15 protein-coding genes are annotated in these 19,495 nt (G+C 53.4%); 8 read left to right on the forward strand and 7 right to left on the reverse strand.

Annotated elements, in window-relative coordinates:
* Positions 1–206: 206 nt before the first annotated feature.
* The 6 genes from ASF12_RS26605 to ASF12_RS26630 are packed head-to-tail and all read left to right on the forward strand — an operon-like array spanning position 207 to position 7,213.
* Positions 207–1,559, forward strand: coding sequence for an LLM class flavin-dependent oxidoreductase (locus ASF12_RS26605; protein ID WP_056041232.1), 1,353 nt, complete (start codon positions 207–209; stop codon positions 1,557–1,559).
* 26 nt (positions 1,560–1,585) lie between these two features.
* Entirely contained in the window at positions 1,586–2,941 is a 1,356-nt protein-coding gene (locus ASF12_RS26610; protein WP_056041233.1) for an LLM class flavin-dependent oxidoreductase, read from the forward strand.
* Positions 2,942–2,984: 43 nt separating this feature from the next.
* On the forward strand, positions 2,985–4,328 hold the full coding sequence (locus ASF12_RS26615; protein WP_081419066.1) for an LLM class flavin-dependent oxidoreductase: 1,344 nt from the start codon (positions 2,985–2,987) through the stop codon (positions 4,326–4,328).
* Positions 4,325–5,494: an LLM class flavin-dependent oxidoreductase gene (locus ASF12_RS26620; RefSeq protein ID WP_056041235.1), complete on the forward strand. Its 1,170-nt coding sequence runs from the start codon at positions 4,325–4,327 to the stop codon at positions 5,492–5,494. The genes ASF12_RS26615 and ASF12_RS26620 overlap by 4 nt, the downstream gene beginning before the upstream one ends.
* 15 nt (positions 5,495–5,509) lie before the next feature.
* Positions 5,510–6,796 (forward strand): LLM class flavin-dependent oxidoreductase, encoded by a 1,287-nt coding sequence (locus tag ASF12_RS26625; protein ID WP_056041488.1) that lies wholly within the window; start codon positions 5,510–5,512, stop codon positions 6,794–6,796.
* Positions 6,797–6,823: 27 nt separating this feature from the next.
* Positions 6,824–7,213 (forward strand): helix-turn-helix domain-containing protein, encoded by a 390-nt coding sequence (locus ASF12_RS26630; protein ID WP_056041237.1) that lies wholly within the window; start codon positions 6,824–6,826, stop codon positions 7,211–7,213.
* 67 nt (positions 7,214–7,280) lie between these two features.
* On the opposite strand, the gene ASF12_RS26635 is transcribed toward ASF12_RS26630, so the two are convergent.
* From ASF12_RS26635 to ASF12_RS26660, 5 genes are all read right to left on the reverse strand, one after another.
* On the reverse strand, positions 7,281–8,078 hold the full coding sequence (locus tag ASF12_RS26635) for an NAD kinase (RefSeq protein ID WP_056041239.1): 798 nt from the start codon (positions 8,076–8,078) through the stop codon (positions 7,281–7,283).
* Positions 8,079–8,185: 107 nt separating this feature from the next.
* Positions 8,186–9,391 (reverse strand): nucleoside recognition domain-containing protein, encoded by a 1,206-nt coding sequence (locus ASF12_RS34065; protein WP_056041241.1) that lies wholly within the window; start codon positions 9,389–9,391, stop codon positions 8,186–8,188.
* A gap of 476 nt (positions 9,392–9,867) precedes the next feature.
* Positions 9,868–10,992, reverse strand: a complete 1,125-nt coding sequence (locus ASF12_RS26650; protein ID WP_056041245.1) for a glycoside hydrolase family 88/105 protein — start codon at positions 10,990–10,992, stop codon at positions 9,868–9,870.
* A complete protein-coding gene (locus ASF12_RS26655) occupies positions 10,949–12,055 on the reverse strand; it encodes a dienelactone hydrolase family protein (RefSeq protein WP_063892664.1) in 1,107 nt (368 codons plus the stop codon). The genes ASF12_RS26650 and ASF12_RS26655 overlap by 44 nt, the downstream gene beginning before the upstream one ends.
* A 33-nt stretch (positions 12,056–12,088) precedes the next feature.
* On the reverse strand, positions 12,089–12,979 hold the full coding sequence (locus tag ASF12_RS26660; protein ID WP_056041247.1) for a pectinesterase family protein: 891 nt from the start codon (positions 12,977–12,979) through the stop codon (positions 12,089–12,091).
* Positions 12,980–13,064: 85 nt separating this feature from the next.
* Here ASF12_RS26660 and ASF12_RS26665 point away from each other — a divergent pair, with 85 nt between their 5' ends.
* On the forward strand, positions 13,065–13,946 hold the full coding sequence (locus ASF12_RS26665) for a helix-turn-helix transcriptional regulator (RefSeq protein ID WP_056041249.1): 882 nt from the start codon (positions 13,065–13,067) through the stop codon (positions 13,944–13,946).
* Between the two features lie 51 nt (positions 13,947–13,997).
* On the opposite strand, the gene ASF12_RS26670 is transcribed toward ASF12_RS26665, so the two are convergent.
* Both ASF12_RS26670 and ASF12_RS26675 read right to left on the reverse strand, forming a co-directional pair.
* Positions 13,998–15,419 carry a glycoside hydrolase family 28 protein gene (locus ASF12_RS26670; RefSeq protein ID WP_056041251.1) on the reverse strand — a complete coding sequence of 474 codons (1,422 nt, stop codon included), beginning with the start codon at positions 15,417–15,419 and terminating at the stop codon, positions 13,998–14,000.
* A 16-nt stretch (positions 15,420–15,435) separates the two neighbouring features.
* Complete coding sequence (locus tag ASF12_RS26675) at positions 15,436–17,004, reverse strand: glycoside hydrolase family 43 protein (RefSeq protein ID WP_056041253.1); 1,569 nt, start codon at positions 17,002–17,004, stop codon at positions 15,436–15,438.
* A 198-nt stretch (positions 17,005–17,202) separates the two neighbouring features.
* Between ASF12_RS26675 and ASF12_RS26680 the strand changes: the two genes are divergently transcribed.
* Positions 17,203–19,464 carry an AraC family transcriptional regulator gene (locus ASF12_RS26680; protein ID WP_056041255.1) on the forward strand — a complete coding sequence of 754 codons (2,262 nt, stop codon included), beginning with the start codon at positions 17,203–17,205 and terminating at the stop codon, positions 19,462–19,464.
* Positions 19,465–19,495: the final 31 nt, after the last annotated feature.

Raw genomic sequence — 19,495 nt, forward strand, 5'->3', positions numbered from 1 at the left:
TTTGTATTAAATTCAATGACTCTTGGAATCTAATGATTCTAAGAGTTTTTTAATAATTTTAATTTAGAAAAATAGGGCAAAAATGTACATGGATTAACTTTAAGTATTTCGATAAAATCGTAAATGAAAATCGTTATCAATTTCAGAACGCAGAGTCGCCATCCTGTTCCAGGGTGACCCTATATCCTTTTGAGGAGTGGTAGAAGATGAGTTATGGCAAAAAGAAAATGCATTTGAACTTGTTTCTGCGCAATACAGGTCATCACGAAGCGTCATGGCGCCATCCGGGCAGCGACCCGAATGGGGTGACGGATATCGACTATTATATAAAATTGGCGAAAATTGCCGAAGACGGCAAGCTGGATTCGTTATTTCTCGCCGATTCCTACGGTCTGCCGCCGACGATGCAGTTTTTGGTGCAGCAGGCGCTGGAGCCGTTCACGCTGCTGTCGGCGCTGGCGATCGCGACAAGCCGCATCGGGTTGATCGGAACGGCTTCTACAACTTATAACGAGCCCTTTCATGTAGCCCGCAAATTTAATTCGCTGGATCATATTAGCCGGGGGCGGGCGGGCTTTAACATTGTCACCTCGACGGGCAATGCGACGGCCTTCAACTTTGGCGCTGCTCCGCTGCCGGAGCATACCGACCGTTATGAGCGGGCTGGCGAGTTTATGGAGGTGGCGAAAGGGCTGTGGGACAGCTGGGAGGAGGACGCGGTCGTTGCCGATAAGGAGCAGGGACTTTATGTGGACCCAGACAAGCTGCATGAAATCAACCATGTCGGCCGCTATTTCCATGTGAAGGGCCCGCTGAATTTGCCAAGGTCGCCTCAAGGACATCCCGTGCTGGTGCAAGCGGGAGCATCGGATACCGGCAGAGAGTTTGCCTCTCGTATGGCGGAGGCTGTTTTTACCGCACAAAATACGCTTGAGGATGGACGGAGCTTCTATGCGGATGTGAAAGGGCGGATGGCGAAATATGGCCGCTCGCCAGAGCAGATTAAAATTTTGCCAGGCTTTTGTCCTGTCATTGGCGATACATCGGCGGAGGCGAAGGAGAAGGAGCGCGAGCTGAACGAGCTGACCCAGCCGGAATACGGGGTGTACCGTTTATCTAATTTGCTCAAGATGGATTTGCGGGGTTATCCGCTGGATGGTCCGCTGCCATTCGCAGAGCTGGCGAAAAATCATGAAATCAATTCGCAAAAAGCGCGGCATCAGCTGTATCTGGAGCTGGCGCAGCGGGAAAACCTGACGATCCGTCAGCTTATTTTGCGGACAGCAACGTCGCGCGGGCATTATTCAATGTCTGGCACGCCGATTGAAATTGCCGACGAGATGGAGCGCTGGATTGAGCAGGGGGCAGCCGATGGCTTTAATTTGATGCCTCCCTATTTCCCAAGCGGGCTTGAGGAATTTGCCTTGAAGGTAATTCCCGAGCTGCAAAATCGCGGCTTGTTCCGTACCGATTATGAAGGCACGACGCTGAGGGAGCATTACGGGCTGGAGCGGCCAGAGCGTTCCTCGTCCAGGCAGTCGGTCATTTCCGCCCAATAGATGGGCAAGTGGAAGGGGAGGAAAGAATGAAGGCGACCGACAGGCAGCTTCACCTGAATGTGTTTCTTATGGGCAACGGCCATCATGAGGCCGCTTGGCGGCTGCCGGGCAGCCGCCCGCAGGATGTAACGAATGCAAGCTATTACGTCAAGCTGCTGCAAACGGCGGAGCGCGGCAAGCTGGATTCCTTATTTTTGGCTGATTCGTATGCGCTGCCCCCGACTATTCGCTACAAGGTACTGCAAAGCTTGGAGCCGTTTACGCTGCTTTCTGCGCTTGCTATGCTGACTAGTCGGATTGGATTAATCGGTACGGCCTCTACGACTTATAGCCATCCATATCATGTAGCGCGGCAGTTTGCTTCGCTTGATTTTATTAGCGGTGGCCGTGCCGCTTGGAACATTGTGACGTCAACCAATGATGCAACTGCCCACAACTTTGCTGATGAGAAGCTTCCGGAGCATGGGGAGCGCTATAAGCGCGCTGCCGAGTTTTTGGAAGTAGTGCAGCGGCTGTGGGACAGCTGGGAGGATGATGCGCTTGTGCAGGATAAGGCGAGCGGCATTTATGCCGATCCCGGAAGCATACATGAGATACGCCATGAAGGCAGCTATTTTTCGGTGCGGGGCGCACTGAATTTGCCGAGGCCCCCCCAAGGGCAGCCCGTGCGGGTACAGGCCGGCGCTTCGGAGACGGGCAAGGAATTTGCCGCGCATGCTGCGGAAGTTGTGTTTACGGCGCAAAACAGCTTTGCGGACGGCTGCCTCTTTTATTCGGATCTGAAATCGCGGATGAAGAAATATGGAAGGCAGCAAGATGAGCTGAAAATATTGCCGGGCTTTTGCCCAATTATCGGCGATACGGAAGCTGAGGCTAGAGACCGGGAGGCAGCGCTCCATGACCACATTCAATTTGATTATGGCCTGCTGCGCCTGTCCAATTTGTTCAGCACCGATATGACCGGGTTCGAGCTGGATGAACCGGTACCCGTCGATTTTCTGGCGCAGCAAAGCGAAGTGAATGGCCACCGCGGGCGCTACCAGCTTTATGTGGAGCTTGCCCGCCGGGAAAAGCTGACGATGCGCCAGTTGATTGTTAAAACAGCCGCCTCGCGGGGGCATTATTCGATGGTGGGCACGCCGGTGCAAATTGCCGACGAAATGGAAAAATGGTGGCGCGGCGGCGCGGCAGATGGCTTTAATGTCATGCCTCCGTATTTGCCGGAGGGCCTTGAGCTGTTCGTGGACAAGGTGGTGCCGGAGCTGCAAAACCGCGGTATTTTTCGCAGTGAATATACAGGAACCACTTTAAGGGAGCATTATGGCCTGCAGCGCCCTGCCAGCATCTATGGGCAGACGAGGCCATTGGCAGCCAAGAAATAACGGCAATGATGCCTTATCATGCTATGTCGAAAGGAATGAAGTAATGATTTCAGCTAAGCGGAGCATGCATATCAATTTATTTCTGATGAACACGGGACATCACGAGGCATCTTGGCGCCATCCAGCAACGGATCCGCACCGCATTACCGATTTGAATTATTATCGCGAGCTTGGACGAATTGCAGAACGCGGCAAGCTGGATTCGCTGTTTCTCGCGGACACGTTAGTGCTGCCTCCGACTGTTGAGCATAAAGTGCTGCATGGACTGGAGCCGTTCACTCTGCTGTCAGCCATCGCCGCCGTTACCGATAAGATTGGGCTGATTGGCACAGCCTCAACCACCTTTAACGAGCCCTTTCATATTGCGCGCAAATTCGCCTCGCTGGACTGGTTAAGCGCTGGACGCGCTGGCTGGAACATTGTGACGACGGCAAGCGAAAGCGCAGCTTATAACTTTACGGATGAGGCTTTGCCGCCACATGACGAGCGCTACCGCAAGGCAAGCGAGTTCGTTGAGGTGGTGAAGGCGCTTTGGGACAGCTGGGAGGATGATGCGCTCGTTGCCGATAAGGCAAGCGGCTTATACGCCAATATGGCGAAAATCCATCCGCTTAATCATAAAGGCGAACATTTCGCGGTGCGCGGCCCGCTTAACATGCCGCGCTCCCCTCAAGGGCATCCGCTGCTCGTACAGGCGGGGTCATCCGAGGATGGCAAATCGTTCGCTGCGAGGGTGGCGGAAGCGGTATTCACTGCGCAGCCTACCTTCGAGAGCGGACAGGCTTTCTACGCAGACATCAAATCGCGTATGCAGCCGTTTGGGCGGAGCCCGGACGAGCTGTGCATTTTACCGGGTTTCTTCCCGGTTATCGGAGATACGCTAGCTGAGGCGCAGGACAAGCAGCGTGAGCTGGATGAATTGACGATTGTTGCGTACGGGTTGAAAAGATTGTCGACACTGTTCAAGATCGATTTGACAGATTGTCCGCTCGATGAGCCAGTACCGCTCCATCTGCTGCCGCGTCATGAGGAAATCAACGGCAACCGAGGGCGCTTTGAGCTTGTTGAAGGCATGGCCCGCAAGGAAAAGCTGACGCTCAGGCAGTTGATTATGCGCACAGCAGGATCGCGTGGACATGCATCGCTTACGGGTACGCCGCTGCAAATCGCAGATGAGCTTGAGCGTTGGTTTGTCGGCAGGGCGGCGGACGGATTTAATTTGATGCCTTCGCATATGCCGGATGGGCTGAGCGATTTCGTCGACAAGGTTATACCCGAGCTGCAAAATAGAGGCTTGTTCCGTACCGAATATACGGGAAATACGTTAAGAGAGCATTACGGGTTCAGCCGTCCAGCTGGCCGGCATAAGGTGGAGGCTCACATATGATGGGCGGCGGGAGCGAGAAGCGACAGCTGTACATGACCGTTGCAATAGATGGCCTGGATTACTTGGATTGCGTACAACTGGCGGAGGCGGCAGAGCGTGCTTGTCTGCACGCAATCCTTGTGCCTGACAGCAGCATGAGCCCGACGCCTCAGGAAGCAACTGGGCTTGTCGGTCAACGGGCCTCGGCTAATGGGTATGCCGCGTCTTCTGCCGTGCTGGAGCCGTTTACTTTGCTGGCCGCCTTGTCGGCTTCCACGAGTACAATTGGCCTCATTGCGGAAATTCATACCGCCTTCCATGAGCCCTTTCACGCGGCGCGCAAGCTGGCTGCCCTGGATTATATGAGCAGCGGCAGAGCAGGCTGTCTTGTGCTGCCGGGGCAGGAAAATGCGGCTGCAAATTTCGCTCGAACCGATAAGCAGCAAATGCGGCTGCCCTGCTACGAGGCTGCCGCCGCTGCGGAGTTTGGTGAAGCTTTGCGACAATTGTGGGACAGCTGGGATGATGACGCGCTTATGTATGATAAGCAGGCAGGGCTGCAATTTGATGAAGCGAAGGTGCGCGAGGTTCATTATACAGGACGCTATTACAGTACGCGTGGCCCGCTGAATATTGCTCGTCCCCCGCAAGGCTATCCGCCGCTAGTAGCTCGGATCAGGGAGCAGGCAGACAAGCAGCCAGATATGCTGGCAGCAGCCAGTGGGGCAGACGTCATCATTATTGAGCCGCAGTCGCTGGAGGAGGCGGCCAAGCTGGCATGCGAGCTGCGAGAGCTGATGCGTCAGCAGGGAAGGCAGCCGGAGCAATGCCGGATTTTGGCCAGTGTAATGCCGGTTGTACATAGCAGCGCCAACCGTGCGGAATGTTCGCTGCAAATGGGCGGCGGCTGCGAAGGCCGGGCAACAGAAGATGAGTTTTCCCGTGAGGGAAACGCACAGCAATTAGCAGATTGGATGCGGAAGTGGCAGCTTTCAGGCGCAGTTGACGGTTTTCATATGGAGCTGCCGCCGCATGCTGCGCTTGACAGCTTCAGGTATGTTGAAGAGCGGATCATTCCAGAGCTGCAGAGAAGAGGGGTATTTCGCCAGGCAGCGATTGATGGCGGGACGCTGCGGGACCAACTGGCGCTTCCAAGGCCGATCAATTCATTTCACGCCGTGCGGTAAAGGGGGAAGTTGCAACTGAATGAGGACAATCGCAAAATACGCTTAAATGTATTTATACATGGAACGGGTCATCATGAAGCAGCTTGGCGGCATCCTGGGATGCAGCCCCGCCAGACGCTGGATATCGGCTATTACCGCCATTTGGCAGAGGTGGCCGAGCGCGGGCTGATGGATTCTATTTTTGTCAGCGATGCCTATTTCGGAAAAATCAATAAGCTGGAAGCGACTACACTGCTAGGAGCGCTAGCTGCTGCTACAAGACATATCGGCCTCATTGCTACCGTTGGGACGACCTACTATGAGCCATATCATCTTGCCCGGCAAGCGGCAACGCTTGATCATATTAGCGGCGGCAGAGCAGGCTGGAATATTGTGACGGGAAGCGCCGATGAGACGGCCTTTAATTTTGGCCGAGCAGCCCATCCCGAGCATGCACAGCGCTACCAATTAGCGAAGGAATTTGTTGAGGTTGCAAAGCAGCTGTGGGATAGCATGGAGGAGGAAGGAGCCGCTGTTCATGCTGCTGGCAGCACTAACGGTGTTGGGGCTGCTCGACATTATGCGGTGAAAGGGCCGCTCCATGCTCCTCGTCTGCCGCAGGGCTATCCGGTGCTCGTCCAAGCGGGCTCCTCGGAAAGCGGCAAAGCGATGGGCGCGGAAATAGCCGACGTTATTTTTACAGCCCAGCAAACCTTTGAAGCAGCTCGTATTTTTTATACAGACGTCAAAGGCCGTCTTCCGGCTTACGGAAGAAAGACTGGCGAGCTGTTGATCATGCCTGGGCTATGTCCGATCGTAGCGGATACGGTTGGGGAAGCCCGGGAGCTCGAAGAAGAGCTGAATCAGCTCGTTCATATGGAGGATGCGCTGAGGCGATTATCGCGGCGCTTTGCCGCAGATTTGTCCTCGTATCCGCTCGATGGCCCGGTACCGCTGCATTTGGCAAAATCGCTTGGCGAAATTAATTCGCTGAAAAGCCGTCAATCGCTGCTGCTTGAGCTTATCGAAGAGGAGCGGATGACGATTCGCCAGTTTGTTCACCGCTTTGCGAATGGGCGCGGCCACTATGCTTTTACGGGAACGGCGGTACAGCTTGCCGATGAAATGGAAAAATGGTTTCACGGCGGAGCGGCGGATGGCTTTAATGTGATGCCGCAAATTTTTCCGAGCGGGCTGGAAGCTTTTGTGGGAAAAGTCATTCCTGAGCTGCAAAATAGAGGGCTGTTTCGAACAGCCTATGAAGGAGCATCATTGCGTGAGCGTTTGGGGCTTAAGGCGCCAGCTCAGCACTGCAAGGTCTAAGGTTAATTAGCCAGAGGAGTGAGCGCTATGGGAGAAACATCGTTGAATGGATCGAAGAGACTGATTGAGAAGACGATACACTACATGCAAACTCATTTTCATGACAAAATCGATATGGTTACGTTATCCTCAATGGCGGGACTGACAACAAGCTCATACTCCCGGCTGTTTAAACAAACGATGAAGGAGCCGCCAATTAAATATTTAACGAGATTGCGCATCGAGCGGGCCAAGCGCCTGCTTTACCATAATGCAGGTCCGGTTAAGGAAGTATCTGCCGCAGTTGGCTATGGCGATGAATTTTATTTTAGCCGCATCTTCCACCGTATGGTGGGCATACCGCCTTCCCGTTATGGCAAGCAGAAGGATATGGGCAAGGAAGAAGGCGGCGTGATAAACGACGAGCTGTTTAAATAAAAGCAAGAAGCTGCCCCGCAGGCTAATCGCCTGAGGGGCAGCTTCTTTGCTCGGCACTTGCTCTGATTTACACTTCGTGCATATCCACGAAAGCGTCGCGGACCCGGTTCCAGAACGGGAATGGGCGATAGCGCGCAAAGCTGACCTTGCGGCTCGACACATTGCAGCGAATCGATAAAATGTCGCTGCGCAAAATGCTGAGCTGGTCGATGGTCAGCAGCATCCGCTGGTTTTTCTTCGAGATGATGTCGCAGTGGTGATGCTGCGGCAGCAGCAGCGAAGAGCCCAGCGTCCGGAAAACGCGATTGTTGATGGAAGCAATTTCGGCAATTTGTATCGATGCAATGGACGGATGGACGATTGCGCCCCCGACGCTTTTATTATAGGCGGTACTGCCGGAAGGCGTCGAAATGACGATACCATCGCCACGGAACATTTCGAAAGGCTCATCATTGACATTGATTTGGGCGACGAGCGTGCCGTCTACCCCTTTAAGCGTGAACTCGTTCAGCGCCATATAATGAAATTTTCCCTCGGCCGTCTCGACCTCGATTTCCGCGAGCGGATAGCGGACGATGCTAAGCTCCTTCTCGGCCATTAGAGCGACGAGCTCAGGCAGCTCATTTTTTTGCCAGTCGGCATAAAAGCCCAAATGTCCGGTATGCACCCCTACAAAGGCAACATCCATAATGCGATCAACATATTTGTGAAAAGCTTGCAGCAGCGTACCGTCTCCACCGATGGATACGACAATTTCAGGTGCGTCGTCATTTCGAGTGAAGCCGCGCTCCGCCGCCAGTGTATGGAACTGTTCCGCCAGTGACTGGGATATGGAATCGCCTCTGTCGATAACGGCATATTTCAAGGAATGCAGCCCCTTTTCAAATCTTCTGGTTACGTTCCCTTAAATGATATCGGAATACAGCTGTAAATTCAATGCGAGAAGCACATTTCATCCGATAAATCTGGGTATTAGGGCCCGAGCCATCCCCATAACGCATAAACGAGCCCAAATGCGATAAAACCGTGCAGCAGTCTTGCGAGCATAAGCGGCTTGTAGCGCATATCGGTTTTGCTGACGAGGCTGGCCACCTGTGCGTGGACGGACAAACCTCCCCATGACAGCACCCATGCTGCGATTGCCGTTTGATGCAGCAGACCTGTGCCAGCTTCACCGGCGGCGCGGGCGCCAAGGGTTACTTCGAACAGGCCGAAAATGGCGGCATCGGCGAGTGCTGCCGGAAGCCCGAACAGCTCAAACAGCTGCCGCAGCATGGCAGCGAGCATGGTGATCATGCCTGCTGACGTCAGCATTTCCATAATGACGGAGAAAAAAACAACGAGGCCGCCGACGACGATCATTAATCGCAGAGCAGACTGAATCGCCTCTTGCAGCAGCTGGCCGAGGCCCCGTCCATCGAGCAGGCGAGCCTCATGCATCGCCTTCAGCGCGTCCGCAAGGCGCGAACGGCGCAGCGAGCGTGAATGCTGCGAGTGTTGTGAGTGCTGTGAGTGCTGCGAGTGTTGTGAGTGCTGCGAGTGCTGTGAGTGCTGCGAATGCTGCGCAAACGCTGTCGTATGCAGCGGATGCTGTACCGGGCCGGGCCTTGCGCCGAGCTCAGTCAGGCTGCTGCTGCGCCGTGCTTCGGTAATCGGGGCATGCAGATCGTGGAAGCGCATGAGCAGGCCGATGATGAGCGCACCGCCATAATGGGCGGCCGCAAGCACGGGCGCCAGAGCGACATTGTGGAAGAAGCCGACCGATACGGCGCCGATCAGGAAGATGGGGTCGGAAGTCGTCGTAAAAGCGACAAGCCGTTCTCCCTCTGTGCGGTTGATGAGCTGCTGCTCATAGAGCTTGGCTGTCAGCCTAGCCCCAACCGGATAGCCGGATATATAGCCCATCGCCACAACGAAGCTGCCAATACCGGGAAGCTTGAACAGCGGGCGCATGAGCGGGTCCAGCAGCTTGCCGAAAAAATGGACGATGCCAAAGCCAAGCAGCAGCTCGGAAATGACGAAGAAGGGGAAAAGGGCAGGAAACAGCACCTGCCACCATATCGATAAGCCTCGCAGGGCAGATTCCAGCGCTTCATTCGGAAATACGGCCATTAGCAGGGTGAGGAACACAGCAGCTAATCCTGTTAAGGCAGCGGGATGCGAGAGCGTGCGCAGCATGGTCAAGACCTCCCCTCAAAATGACGCTTCACAGTCAAAGGGACTTGTCCCGGAAAATAGGCAAGCAGCCCGTAGATCTGGCAGAAGTCCTTTTATCATCTTTATGCAGAAACTAGGACATCCATCACTTGCAAAGGAGGAAAAGCCTATAAAAATATTTTTGGTCCCGGAAAGAAAACGCTTGCAAAAAGGGTAGACGCGGGATTATTTTATGGTACAATGGAATTACCTTTGAATGCTTGGAGTGATGAGAATGAGTATAATCGCTGGCATCCTCGTCTGCGCTTTCGTCTATGTAATTAGGGAATCGCTTACAGCACCAGGAGAAGAGGACTACGAAGGCTACCACTAAATTAAACCTAATCCTTTTACAAAGCCCGCATAGGTATATGCGGGCCTTTTTTCATATAAAGGATTGTACATCTATGTGCTGGAGCCAAACTATGAAGGCTGTGTGGGTGCCGATCCAAGCAGGCTTATTCCAAATAACGTTCAACTTCAAGCGACGCAAGCAGCAAGGGGCCTATACCCATATAATGGTCAGATACGACCGCTTCAGAAATGTAATACTCGAAGGAGCCATTGCGATCTTTGCTGAGCCCCGCGCCATGGCAAATTTGATGTAGGTGGACGCCTTGGCTATCCTCCGTGACCAAATGGCGGATAATCCCTTCGTACCCTTTCAGCATGGCACCGCGTAAGCCGGACTCCAAATAACGTAGACGCAAGCCTTTAGCCATCGCGTAGACGAACATGATCGAACCTGTCGCCTCCAAATAATTGCCTTTCCGCTTTCCTTGATCAAGCACCTGATACCATAAGCCGCTGTCTTTATCCTGCACGTCAACAAGCGCAAGGCACATCCGCTGAAAAATGCCGATAAGCGTACCGCGTTTCGGGTGATCAATCGGGAAATGCTCCAGACAATCGACCAAAGCCATCGCATACCAGCCCATCGCCCGGCTCCAAAAATGCGAAGACAGGCCGGTATGCGAGTCTGCCCATTCCTGCTCCCCGGATTCATCCCAGCCATGATACAGCAGCCCCGTGCGCTTGTCGCGGGTTTTACGCTCGACAAGCAGCAGTTGATGCGCGACCTCATCGAGCAGCTCCGGACGTTCAAACACTTTCGCATATTCCGCCAGAAAAGGGGAAGCCATATACAGCCCATCAAGCCACATTTGGAATGGGTACACTTTTTTATGCCAGAAGCCGCCCTCGGAGGTGCGGGGCTGACTAATCAATTGGGCAGCCAGTGTATCGGCGGCTTTCGAATAGCGTTTTTCACCCGTGTTCTCATATTGAAAAAATAAATTTTTGCCCTGATTGATCTGATCCAGGTTGTATTCCTCCAGCGTGTAGGAGCGTATCGTTCCGTCTGCTGCAATATAGTGATCCATATGGAGCTGCATGAAATGATAATATCGTTTTTCGTTCAGTTGAATGCCCGCACGGGCCATCGCCATCAGCAGCATGCCGGGAACATAGGCCCAACGCTCCATTGGATAATGGTGCAAGCCGTCCGAGCCGCATTGGCTCATGATGGTTTCGGCTATTTTACCCGCCCATCCTGTCAAATGTACCTGTGGTTGCTCCGTCATCGTTACGATCCCCTCCTGCAATTGTCGTTTGCTCCAGCAGCTGAGTTCGAAGCCAGGCGTAAGCAGCTGCTCCGTGAATTTCATGTCCTCCATCAAAAAAGACAGCTTGCACAGCATCTGGCGCCCCGGCGGCGCTATATATGCTGCCCAGCTCGGCGTATGCCTGCCGTGCAGACTGCTGCGGGAATAAGTGGTCAACAGCCCCTGCTTCCAGAAAAAGGCCTCGCGGCGCAATGAGTCCGAGCAGCTCAGGCATTTCCGCTTCCAGCAGCACGCCCGGAATATAATTGTCCAGGCAGTGATTGCGTGCCAAAATGCTGCCTTCAAACAAGCTTGCATAACCGCTGACTACGGCGCAGCGGATTCTGTCGTCCAAAGCGGCCGTAAAGCCCGCAACAAGACCGCCGCCGGAAATGCCCATGATGGCAATGTTATTGGAATCCACATCGCCGCTTTCCTGCAAATAATCAATGACTCTCGAAGTCTCATAGACGCGCAAGCCTGCAAGTGTGCGCCCCGTAAGCAGCAAATGCACAGCTAGCATGAAGCAGGAGTTTTTTGCAGGCGATTCTGCAGCTTTATCCTCATCCAGCCTGCGGTCGCCGAAGCCGAGCAGCTCAGGAGCTGCGACCACATACCCTTCTTTTACAAGCGCTATGGCAAAATCTTTATGCAAGCCCGAAGCGCCGGAGCGTTCCGAGCCATCTGGATCAAGCCCGACGATTTCCCGGCTGCCGTATCCGTGGCCGTGGCAGGCAATGACAACCGGAGCGGGCTGCGCCGCGGGATTATCCGGCAGCAGCACATACATGGCCATCCGCAGCCCGTCCGTCGTGGCGATTTCCACACGCTCCCGTATATAGCCTTCGCATTGCGTTCGTTCCAACAAGCGCGGCTCCAGAGGCTGATGCTCGTTCAGAGCATAATGGCCAAGCAGTTGTCCAAACGAAGCCCTAACCGTTTCCCGGCGCTGCTCGGGATTCGCAGCAGCACGGGCGGACTGTCTATTAGCAGCTGCCTGCTGGACAAGCGATTGCAAATATTGCTCAAGCTTTAAGGACATGCTGTTGCCCTCCCTCTTTAATCGTCCTATTGATCAGTAGCCTTCGGGATGCCAGCCATCAAGGATGGCAATGATGCGATAGTTGGCCGCTTCGTCTGCTTCAAGCTGCCTGGACCAAGAAACGCGCGCTCCCGCAGCTGCTCCTTCTCCAAAGCTGCCAAACTCTTCATAGCGGCTTGTAGCTTCACGATCCGGCTGCCCCCAGTTATGCCAGCCTTCAGGTGTGATCGAGCCGTCTATCGATGTGCGGATGAATGCAACATGGGCATAGGGCCGCCATGGCCTGCCTAAATAAACATCCACAACTCCTTCGGCTCCGGTAATTTTGCAATCGAGGAATACATAGCCGAACGCGGCATCCTCGGGTGTCGAGGCGGCCGTAATATAGCCTCGGGAGCGTTTGTTATGCAAGTGGCAGCTTTCAAATACAGCCGTCGCTGCCCCGAAAATATAATCGACATCGCCCTCAATGTAACACTCGCTATAATATTGCTTGCCTTTGCCCGTATATAGCGTATCCTGATCGCCCAGCAGCCTGACGCGGCGGAATACAGCTTGATCGGCATCGACGAACGCGGCTACAGCCTGGCCTGTGCCGGGCCCCGAGGCGTTGCGAATCGTCACATTTTCCGCTGTGAATGCTTCTGCCCATACATTTAAAGTGCCTGAACGAAACGTTCCGAGCGGCTCCCCGTCCGGTCCCAGCGTATGGGCATTGTCTGACCAAGTAATAATCGTTTTCTCGCTGTCTTCCCCGAGCAGCAGTATAGGCGGGGCAGAGGCTGGAATCGTGATCTTTTCCTCATAAATTCCCGGCCTGATGCGAATCGTGACCGCTTCGGCACATTCCGCCGGAATAGAGTCAATGGCCGCCTGCAAGCGGCTGTAATCAGCATGGTCTTCTTTGGATACGGTAATCAGCATAGCGAGCGCTCCTTTCAAATAAGCGAAGTTTTATCTATAATGGGAGGTATTACTGTGAACCTTGTTTCCATACGGAGGAATGCCCATGACCGCGTCTGCGTCCGATAGCCTCAATCCGAAATATCATATGGAAGACGGCAAGCTGAGCATTCAGCATATGAAGCGCAAAGGCGCCACCGCGATGCCTCGTCCACACAGCCATGCCTCGGTCGAGCTGTACTACCTGCTGGATGGCGAGCGTGTCTATTTTGTGGACGGACAGGTGGTTACCGTGCATAAAGGCGAGCTTATTATGATTGCCGGGCATGAAATTCATGCGACGGCCAGCTCCGAGGTAGCGGAATTTGAGCGAATCCTCATTAATTATGACCCTGTCATTTTGCCGCAAGCATTGCAAAAGCTGGAGCTGCTGCTTCATGGACGAGGGTTTCGCGTCTTCCCGCTTTCGCTGCGCGAGCAGGGGGAGACGGAACGTCTCCTTAACAAAATGCTGGATGAAAGCCGGCAGGAAAAGCCATTTTACGAATCCTATTGCCTATCCTTGCTGGCGGAGCTGATCATTTTGCTAGGCCGCTTCGAGAATACGGCAAGTCGGTCAAATCCTTCTCGTTACTCGCTGCATCATAAAGTGTCTGAAATCGCGACTTACGTGCGTGAGCATTATCGTGAAGCCGTGACGCTGGAGGATACGGCGAAGCATTTTTATTTGAGCAGCTCCTATCTCAGTCGAATTTTTCATAAGCTTACCGGCTTCCGCTTTCGGGAATACATCATTCATATCCGGGTTCGTGAAGCGCAGCAGCTGCTTGGCGGTTCCCGCCAGAAAATTCAGGAAATCGCGTTAGCTGTAGGCTTCGAGCATTTATCCCATTTCAATAAGACGTTTAAAAAAGCGACCGGCCTCACGCCGATGGAGTACCGCAAGCAGGCAAAAAACGGACAAGCTCCGCCGCATCAGCCTTTTTAAGGGAGGTGCTTCGCCTGCGAGCCTCTATTGCCGTCCTTTTTTACGCCAATGCTACTCAACGATCGAATGGTTACATTGATACAGCTGAACCTCGGAGAGCGTTGACGTATGAAGCTTCAATTTCTCCAGCTTTAAATGATCGGCATAGCGGGCGATTACCCCGTTAACCGCTGTTGCCTCCAGCCCATCAACCGTTAAGCCGCTTAGCGGCAGCTCGGGAAGCCCGTTAATGAGCAAAGCTGTTGCAGCTCCATGGCAGGTCAGCTCGCGCAGTGTAATATTGCGGAAGACGGGCGTTTCCTCTGTCACCTCAAAAAGCTGCTCATCGCAGCCCTCCGAGCCTTCCACCCCGGCATAAAAGAAATGAAACGAAATGGCCTCGCGCACAATATCCGCCATTTGAATTCTTTCCATGACAATATCTTCAACTACGCCGCCGCGGCCGCGTACGCTTTTGAAGCGCAAGCCAATATCCGTGCTGATGAACTGGCAGTCAGAGGCATATACGGCTTTGACGCCGCCGGACATTTCGCTTCCGATTACGATGCCGCCATGGCCATGGTAGACGGTGCAATGCCGGATCGTTACGAATTCGCAGGGCAGTGCCCGTTTTCTGGCCTCCTCGCCCTTGCCTGACTTCAAGCATATAGCGTCATCGCCAACGTCGAAGGTGCAATGCTCGATGAGCGAGTGGCGGCAGGATTCCAGATCAAGGCCATCTCCATTTTGGGAATGCCAAGGATTGCGAACGTTCAGCCGCCGGATTGTTACCTGCTCACAGTTATACAGGTGCAAGCACCAAGCGGGGGAATTTTGAAATGTTGGCCCATCAAGCCTTACCCTAGAGCAGCCGCGCAGACTAAGCAAGGTGGGACGGAGATAGGCTCTTGCAGGCAAATACGCCTCGCAAGTCGTCACGCCACGCTGGTGCAGCCCATGAGCAAGTGCTTCTCCTTCCATCGCCTCAAGCGACGGCCACCACATATCGCCTTCCTCATTAACGGCCCCGCCGGATTGAAGCAGCCCATTCCATTGGTCATTCGTCAGCTTAAAGCGTTTGACCGGACGCCAGCCCTGTCCGCCCCCATCGAAAATGCCCTCACCCGTAATCGCGATGTCTTCCAGATTCTCGCCATCGAGCGGCGCTTGGCAGCGAACAGCCGATTCTCCCTCAAAATGCGAGGCCAACAGCGGATACAGTTCAGCCTTTGGCTCAAACATAACCAGTGCGCCTTGCTGCGCATGAAGCTCGAGCTGGCTATGCAGACGCAGCGGCCCGGTCCGCCATAGGCCAGGTGGAATGATCACCCGGCCGCCTCCCGCTGCGGAGCAGGCGTCGATCGCCTGCTGAAACGATGCAGTACACAGCGTCAGGCTGCCCGGCGCAGCTCCAAATTCCGTTACGAGGAAGCTTTTGTCTGGAATAGTCGGCAATGCCGGAAGCGGATATCGCATCTTTTCCGTAGTATCCATTCGTCAAGCCTCCCGCCTAATCTGCAATCGGTTCGTAGCTGAACCAATCGAAATCCGCATAATGCGTGCGATCCGCCCGGGTGCAGGCAGCATACATCCCCATATAGGCGCCCGTAAAACCTCCGGCCTTATCGGTGCTGAGTAGGGTACCATCTGCTGCTTCGCCAAGCGGCAGCCAATTTGGCGACCCGGCTTCACGCCAGAAAAAGCTATAGCTTTGGCCATGCGCCTCGGCCTTCAATTCCAGATGGCTTCCGCTGTAAGGAATGGAGGCGAGCACGGTTTCTTCCCCTTGCCTCCGCTCGGTAAGGCGGATTTCTGAGCTTCCATCATAGCTGCCATATTCTGCGCGGAACTGGAAGTCGGCATTTTGCAGCAGGACGATGCCGGCGACATCGCCAGCTTGCTCTGGTGCAAAGTTCATGGTGGTCTGAGCACGGAAATTCATATGCTGCTGTCTGCGTCCGACGAAGGAAGGGTTGCTGTCAGCAGCGATGGAGTCCGGCTTCAGCTTAAGGCGCAATGAGCCCGGATTTTCTGTGAGACTCCAGAAATCGCCGCGCGGGGTGCGAATAAAGTTCCAGATCGGCGAGAGCTCCGGCTGGTCGAAGTCATCACGCGCCGGCAACTGCGGCCATGCCGTCTCCGGCAAGCTTGGAGCCAAAGCTTCCAGCTCCAAAATTCCTTTGCCTGGATTGACGACCGGCCATTCCCGCTCCCAAACAACGGGCACAAGGAACGTTTCACGCCCCAAATTGCGATAATAGCCGCCATACGGCCTGGAAGCGAGACAAAGCATCCACCAGTCTCCATGCTGGGTTTCAATTAACTCGCCATGGCCGACATTGACAATCGGATAGCTGCGGCCCAGATGGCGATGAGTGAGAATCGGATTGCCCTTATACCCCTCATAGGGACCAGCTACCGATTCGCTGCGCGCAATCGTAATCGCATGGGTATGGCCAGTTCCTCCCTCAGCGATCAGCAAATAGTACCAGCTGCCGATTTTGTACAAGTGAGGGCCTTCTTGGGCGTGGGCCACCTTCAGTGCGCCTTGCCAGATGCTCGTCTTCGGTCCGACCAGCTTACCGCTCTCCAAATCCAGCTCTTGCAGCCAAATGTCCATATGCTTCGGATAAAGCTGGCCTTCTGGGGGGAAGCGGTTCCCGGTATAATAAACCTTGCCGTCTTCATCAAAAAACAAGGAAGGGTCTATGCCCGGCGCATCCTCCAGCCATACGGGGTCCGACCAGCTTCCGGCGGGATCGGTTGCGGTGACATAGAAGTTATGGCATTCCTTGTCGTTGTCTACAAAGGTCGTAATCATATAATAGGTCCCGTTATGATAGCGCAGCGTTGGCGCCCAAATGCCCCTTGATGGAGCAATTGCATCCAAATTGAGCTGGGAAGGACGATCAAGCACATGTCCAATTTGCCGCCAATTGACGAGATCCTTGCTGTGAAAAATCGGAACTCCGGGGAAAAACTCAAAGCTTGATGTAACCAAATAATAGTCTTCTCCGACGCGTATCGCTGACGGATCGGGATAAAAGCCGGGTAGAACAGGATTTTGGAATGTGCGCATGCTATTTGCCTCCTAGCAGTAAATAAAATGTAAGCCCATACAAGTATAGATCAAAAAAACATCATAATCTTGAAACATTCATGCTCAATTTTATATTTTTTATATATTCTTGTCATGGTTGTGCTAGTTTCAGCTGATAAGGCAGTTAACTTTCCTTGAAGAAATGTGTATAGTGGAAACTATAAAGGGGCGATAGAGATGGCAGGAGAGAAGCAACTGCAAGTCCGTTTTTTTATGAGCTTAGCGCTGATTTCGATTTGCTCGGTGCTCGTTCTGTCCACGGTACTGTTTTTCTGGTTCCGGGAAAAAACGATAGACAATGTCAATAAAACGAACGAGACCGTCCTCCTCAATACAGAGACGGTATTTATGAAATATATGGACATGGTGCAAAATTACACGATGGACTTTTACCATAATCCGAACATTTATACCGTTATGCAGAGCGGAGACAACAGTTGGAGCGAACAGCTCTATAGTGCGCTTAGCCAAATTCGCGGCACGCTGACAATCAACAATTTTATTGAAAACGCTTATATTTTGGGGCCGGGCGCTCCCGTCATGATGTTCGAGAACAATCCGCTTGGCAAGGCGGCAAAGCAGGAGCTGTTCGAACGGGTTCGGGACAGCGAAATTAGGCAATCCCCGTTTGTCTGGAATGCGACGCTGAATAATGGGCAAAGCGAAACGATGATGACCATTTTTTATAATGATCGAGCTTTCAGCAGCAGCGAATACAATGGTGCCATCGCGATGACGATCAACCTGAGGAAGCTGCAGGAAAACTTATTTAATACGAGCAATGAAGGAGATACGCGCTATGCGGTTCTAAATGCAGACCGAATTGTGCTCATGCAGAGCAACTCTTCGGAGGAAGCGTTCGATAGCAGGCTGCTGCAGCAAATTGTGTCTGTACAAAGCAAGGAGGGCACGCTTGTATGGAAAACAGACGGCGGGGACAAAAAACTGATTACGTATCATCAGTCGCAAAATGGAGGGCTGTGGTTTATTTCGGAAACCTCCTATAAAAACAGCGTCCGCGACATTGCAAGCGCCCGCAATCTAATGGTCGGGCTTTGCCTGGTGCTGATCGCTGCTGCTTCAGCTATCGCTGCCTTTGTGTCCTATCGCATGTATAAGCCAATCGGTACATTGTTTGGGACGATACGCAATTTGTCCGACGATCGGCTTGCTTTCCCGCATGGTGGTGGTTTTGATGAAGCGAACCGGGAGCTTGAGAAAATTGGGCATCGAGTCAAGGCGCTCAAGCAGGAAAACGAAGACAGCGCGCTGCTGCGCTGGCTTACGTCGCCTTACCGGGCTGACGAGCATGTGCCTTCTGCACTGCCGCCGATAAATCAGACACGTGACAATGGGACATTTTGCGTGGCCGTTCTGCATATCGGTTTGTCCAGCGGAGATGGCAGCCTGCCTGCGACAAGGTGGAGAGAACATATCCGCGGTTTGCCAGAGCTGACTGAGCAGCTGTTTGCTGGGACGGGCACCTGCCGCGGCTTCTTCCCGCATCATGAAGCCGCCGTTCTCATTGTCAGCGAGACGGAGAACGGCAGCTTTGGAGATTATGTAACGTTCCGCGAACGATGGGAACAGCTATGTGGCTCCATAAGGCAGTGGGATGGGGCTACATGCTCCATTGGCATAAGCCGTCTATCTGCCGATTCCTTGCAGCTGAAGCAAATGTACGACGAAGCCAGCAACAGCCTTCAATATATAAAGCTGCATGAGCATTTATCTCTCAGTTTTGCAGATGACATCATTCATTTGAACAGCAGCTCCGTTCCTGACAGCACGCTTGAATTTGTGCTTCAAGCGGTCAGAAGCCAGGAGCGCGAGCTGCTGCCAAAAGCGGTCGAGCGTTTGCTTGCAGTCGCATGCAGCTACAAAGTAGAGCAGGCGACGGTTGCGTTGTCCAGACTAGCTTCAGATCTTCAGAAAATAGCGGAAACCGGCCTTGCCGAAAGCATGCCGCGGCATACGGATTTCCTGGATCATTATCAGCGCATCTGGCGTATGCGAAGCTACACGGAGCTGCGAGCATGGCTGGAGCAGCTGTGTGTTGAGGCATATGGGAAGCTGAATGAAGTAAATACAGTACAAACCCGCAATTTGGCTAGTGAAGCCATCGCGTATATCCGCAGCCATTTCGGTGACCAGACGCTTTCCTTGAACGGTCTTGCAGAGAAGCTGACGATTAGTCCGCCTTACTTGAGCCGCCTGATTACAGAAGCGACGGGCAGCAGCTTTCCCGATTTTGTCAATCTGGTTAGATTGGAGCATGCTCGCAGCCTCCTCATTGCCGAGCTTGAACTCGACATCCGTGAAATTGCTGAAAAATCAGGCTATAACAGCAGCACCTATTTTACAACGCTGTTCAAAAAACGCTATGGCGTAACGCCATCCAAATGGCGCCTGAATTATATTTTGCAGAAGGAAAATTAAAGATTATGGCGGGGCGAGCAAACGGAAAAAG

The organism is Paenibacillus sp. Leaf72 (genome assembly GCF_001422685.1).
Classification (GTDB): Bacteria; Bacillota; Bacilli; order Paenibacillales; family Paenibacillaceae; genus Pristimantibacillus.

Coding starts and splice junctions, on each gene's coding strand:
- ASF12_RS26605 (WP_056041232.1), top strand. CDS start 207: ATGAGTTATGGCAAAAAGAAAATGCATTTGAACTTGTTTCTGCGCAAT.
- ASF12_RS26610 (WP_056041233.1), top strand. CDS start 1,586: ATGAAGGCGACCGACAGGCAGCTTCACCTGAATGTGTTTCTTATGGGC.
- ASF12_RS26615 (WP_081419066.1), top strand. CDS start 2,985: ATGATTTCAGCTAAGCGGAGCATGCATATCAATTTATTTCTGATGAAC.
- ASF12_RS26620 (WP_056041235.1), top strand. CDS start 4,325: ATGATGGGCGGCGGGAGCGAGAAGCGACAGCTGTACATGACCGTTGCA.
- ASF12_RS26630 (WP_056041237.1), top strand. CDS start 6,824: ATGGGAGAAACATCGTTGAATGGATCGAAGAGACTGATTGAGAAGACG.
- ASF12_RS34065 (WP_056041241.1), bottom strand. CDS start 9,391: ATGCTGCGCACGCTCTCGCATCCCGCTGCCTTAACAGGATTAGCTGCT.
- ASF12_RS26650 (WP_056041245.1), bottom strand. CDS start 10,992: ATGACGGAGCAACCACAGGTACATTTGACAGGATGGGCGGGTAAAATA.
- ASF12_RS26655 (WP_063892664.1), bottom strand. CDS start 12,055: ATGTCCTTAAAGCTTGAGCAATATTTGCAATCGCTTGTCCAGCAGGCA.
- ASF12_RS26660 (WP_056041247.1), bottom strand. CDS start 12,979: ATGCTGATTACCGTATCCAAAGAAGACCATGCTGATTACAGCCGCTTG.
- ASF12_RS26665 (WP_056041249.1), top strand. CDS start 13,065: ATGACCGCGTCTGCGTCCGATAGCCTCAATCCGAAATATCATATGGAA.
- ASF12_RS26670 (WP_056041251.1), bottom strand. CDS start 15,419: ATGGATACTACGGAAAAGATGCGATATCCGCTTCCGGCATTGCCGACT.
- ASF12_RS26675 (WP_056041253.1), bottom strand. CDS start 17,004: ATGCGCACATTCCAAAATCCTGTTCTACCCGGCTTTTATCCCGATCCG.
- ASF12_RS26680 (WP_056041255.1), top strand. CDS start 17,203: ATGGCAGGAGAGAAGCAACTGCAAGTCCGTTTTTTTATGAGCTTAGCG.